This window comes from Mucilaginibacter sp., assembly GCF_028287845.1.
Classification (GTDB): domain Bacteria; phylum Bacteroidota; class Bacteroidia; order Sphingobacteriales; family Sphingobacteriaceae; genus Mucilaginibacter.
In genome coordinates, this window is record NZ_JAQBOW010000133.1 from 1 (window position 1) to 3,775 (window position 3,775).

Genomic DNA, 3,775 nt, shown 5'->3' on the forward strand with positions numbered 1-3,775 from the left:
ACACCGCGTCGTTAAAACCGAACCCATGCGGATGTGCGCTATCCATAGCGGCCAGCCAGGTTTTATCGATGTAAAAATCAGCGAACATAAGTGTGCCCGCTTTATCCGGCCCCATATCCTCCGGGCGCGGGGCGGTGTTACCGCGTTTGCTCTCTTTAAATACCGAGCAGTAAAAGTCGATGGCTTCATCGGCTTTACCGGCCACCGGTTCGGTGAACAGCAGAGACGGAACGATCACGGGCCTTTCCTCACCGGACGGGTTAGTTAGGATGAGTTGCCAGGATACGCCGTATTTATCGGCTACCCAGCCATAGCGTTCACTAAAAGGATAGCTATTCAACGGCATCAGTACTTTTCCGTTCCCGATCAACTTGCTCCAAACCTCGTTCATGTGCTTCGTGGCATCAGGGTTACGCGAGGGGTCGAAATTAATCATGAAGGAAATGGATGGATTGATCCCAAGCTTGTGCCCGGCGCTGATACCCAGGAATGGCTGGCCGGCAACAGTAAATTCGACTATTTCGCATTCGCCGCCTGGCATTGGAAAATGATTGACATAATTGATAGCCGAGTTGGGCATTAAGGTTGCGTAGAATTCAGCTGCTTGTTTTGCTTCCTGGTCGAACCAGAGGTGTGGTTTGATGGGTAACATAGTTAAATGATTTTGATGGTATATACAGTTAAAGATCGGTAAGCGTTAATTGTTTTGATCAAATATTTCCCTCCTCAAATTTTCGGATCTGAAACGGTTTAGGGTAAATGATGGGGTTCGAACCCAAAAACAAAAAAGCCCGATACTTTCATATCAGGCTTCATGTCGATTCATTTGTTTGTACTCAGAGCGGGAATCGAACCCGCACTCCTTTAACGGGAACAGGATTTTAAGTCCTGCGTGTCTACCAGTTCCACCATCTGAGCAGGTGTATAAACCTTTAACAATAAATCCCTTCTTGAGAAAGGGATTTGAGCGAAAGACGAGATTCGAACTCGCGACCCCGACCTTGGCAAGGTCGTGCTCTACCAACTGATCTACTTTCGCGTTGGGAGTGCAAATATAGAGAGAAATGCACATTTTGCAAGAAAATAGTGCATTTTTTTTAAAGGTTTTTATAAGTCGCTGTTTTTCAAAACATCCGAGATCATATCGCTTTCATATCCGCGGCCCATTGCATATTGCTGTAGCTTGTATCGGCGTTTGTAAGCGTCTTTTTCACTAAGTAAATCTGCTTTTTTCTCTAAAATATGCTGTAATGTGTTTAAATAAGCATCGCCGTCAATAATTAATAGTGCTTTTTTTATCAGTACATCGGGTACTTTTTTAAACTTGAGGCCCTGTTTTATTTTGTTCTTACCCCATGCTTTTTGCCTGAATTTTCCGGTAACATAAGCTTTTGCAAAGCGTTCCTCATTCAAAAAACCCGCAATTATCAATTGTGAAATAATATTTTCTACAGCTGCCGGCCATAATCCCCACTCATATAATTTATCCCTAACTTCCTGTTGCGATCGTTCCTGGTATGCGCAATAATGCTCGGCTTTGGCTAAGGCAATCTTCTCATCAGTTATTTTTTGTTTTTTAGGGGTATCCATTTAAAACCAAAGTTGTTAAAAAATTCTTTTATTGACAGAAATAATAATCAAATTAGTGCCCTATGCTAAGTAACCAGTATACCATACAAGAAGTTAAACAAATTATTAATGCCGAATGTGATTTAATAAACGACGACATCATTAGCGTATTGCTTACCGATAGCCGTCGAATTAGCATTGCATCCGAAGGGTTGTTTTTTGCATTGAGCGGCAGGCGCAATGGCCATGAGTTTATTGCCGAGGCATATGCAGCTGGTGTACGCAATTTTGTGGTAAAACAAGGCCCCGAAATAAAATTGCCTGATGCTAATTGTTTAATTGTAGTGGATGTACTGGCGGCCCTGCAAGCACTGGCACAGCATCACCGCAACCGTTTTAATCTGGAAGTGATAGGTATTACCGGCAGTAACGGTAAAACTATTGTTAAAGAATGGCTATACCAGTTACTGGTAGCCGACAAAAACATTGTACGTAACCCCAAAAGTTATAATTCGCAAATAGGTGTACCACTTTCTGTATGGCAAATAAATGATAGAAATAATCTGGGCATATTTGAAGCAGGTATTTCGTTACCCGGCGAAATGGATAAGCTTGAAGCTATTATAAAGCCATCTATTGGTGTGTTAACACATTTGGGCCCGGCTCATGACGAAGGCTTTGTAAATACCCGCGAAAAAGTATTAGAAAAACTAAAGTTCTTTAAAAACTGTAAGCTGCTTATTCATAACTATGACCAGCTGGTTGATTATAAAAAAGACATTGCAGCACTAAATTGCTTTACCTGGAGTAAAAATTTCAAGCAGGCTGATCTGTATGTTTTTAGCGAAACAGTTATTAAAAAAAATTACTACCTGCGTGCCAAGTTTAAAGAAAAAGAGATTGAATGCTTAATACCCTTTCTTGATCAGGCATCTATAGAAAACGCCATAGCCTGCTGGGCAACACTGCTGGCGTTAGATTACACGGCTGTTGAGGCTGATAAGCGTTTAGAGCGCCTTAATGCGGTAAGCATGCGCCTGGAGCTTAAAACGGGAATAAATGATTGCTCTATTATTGATGATTCTTATAATTCGGATATCCAGTCGTTAGAGATCGCTTTGAATTTTTTGAATCAACAAAATCAGCATCAAAAAAAGACATTGGTATTGTCGGATATTTTTCAATCAGGTTTACAGGAGGATATTTTATATAAACAGGTTGCAGAACTTATAAAATCAAAAAAAATTGACAAATTTATTGGAGTAGGCGAGGCATTGGTGAAACACCGGGAATATTTTGATGTATCCGAAAAGTTTTATTATACGGATACAACCGAGTTGCTGAACCATTTACTAAATCTTAATTTTAAGGGAGAAACCATACTGATAAAAGGGTCGAGGAGCTTTGAGTTTGAGAAGGTAAGCCGTGCGTTAGTTCAAAAAACGCACGAAACAGTGATGGAAATAAACCTGAACGCTTTACTTAATAACCTGAATTATTATAAATCAAAATTAAAACCTGGCGTGAAGGTAATGGCTATGGTTAAAGCATTTAGTTACGGCAGCGGGACCTTTGAATTAGCTAATATGCTGCAATATAACAAGGTTGATTATCTGGCAGTTGCGTATACAGACGAAGGGGTGTCCTTACGGCAGGCAGGTATTAATTTGCCTATTATGGTTTTAAATGCAGAACAATCTGCATTTGATAAGCTGACCGAATACAAACTGGAGCCCGTAATTTATAGTTTCGGTTTGTTTGATGATTTTATAAAATATGTGCAGCAAACTGATGTTGCAAATTATCCGGTACACCTAAAAATTGATACAGGGATGCACCGCCTGGGTTTTGAACCTTTTGATGTTGAAGTATTATGTGATTTGCTGGAAGAGAATAAATATGTACGTATACAATCTATATTTTCACACCTGGCAGCAAGCGAAGCCGCAGAACATGATGACTTTACCGGTAAACAGATAAGCAGGTTTGAAAAAGCGGCTAAAAAAATTGAGAAATGCCTGGGTTATAAAATTATCAAACATCTATCCAATACATCGGGCATTACCCGTTGGCCGTCGGCACAGTTTGATATGGTGCGGTTAGGCATTGGCTTATATGGCATTGATTCAGCCGTGCCGGCAACTGATAGCGCATTACAGCCCATTACCAGTTTAAAAACAAGCATATCCCAGGTAAAAAAAATAGC

Annotated in this window: 3 protein-coding genes and 2 tRNA genes; 1 reads left to right on the top strand and 4 read right to left on the bottom strand. The window is 40.5% G+C overall.

Features of this window, described 5'->3' with window-relative positions:
- The 4 genes from JWP71_RS13380 to JWP71_RS13395 all read right to left on the bottom strand — a co-directional run.
- The coding region (locus tag JWP71_RS13380; RefSeq protein WP_299500851.1) for a VOC family protein at positions 1 to 652 on the bottom strand (652 nt) is incomplete at its 3' end.
- 181 nt (positions 653 to 833) lie between these two features.
- A tRNA-Leu gene (locus JWP71_RS13385) sits at positions 834 to 918 on the bottom strand.
- Between the two features lie 48 nt (positions 919 to 966).
- Positions 967 to 1,039: transfer RNA gene (locus JWP71_RS13390), tRNA-Gly, on the bottom strand.
- A 68-nt stretch (positions 1,040 to 1,107) separates the two neighbouring features.
- The gene (locus tag JWP71_RS13395; RefSeq protein ID WP_299500854.1) at positions 1,108 to 1,590 is read right to left on the bottom strand and encodes a regulatory protein RecX; all 483 of its coding nucleotides are present in this window, start codon (positions 1,588 to 1,590) and stop codon (positions 1,108 to 1,110) included.
- Positions 1,591 to 1,652: 62 nt separating this feature from the next.
- On the opposite strand from JWP71_RS13395, the gene JWP71_RS13400 reads away from it, so the two are divergent.
- Positions 1,653 to 3,775, top strand: a 2,123-nt coding sequence (locus JWP71_RS13400) for a bifunctional UDP-N-acetylmuramoyl-tripeptide:D-alanyl-D-alanine ligase/alanine racemase (protein ID WP_299500856.1), incomplete at its 3' end; no start/stop codon positions are given.

What these genes read in the sequence shown, in the direction of transcription:
- JWP71_RS13395 (WP_299500854.1), bottom strand. Translation starts at nt 1,590, where the DNA reads ATGGATACCCCTAAAAAACAAAAAATAACTGATGAGAAGATTGCCTTA.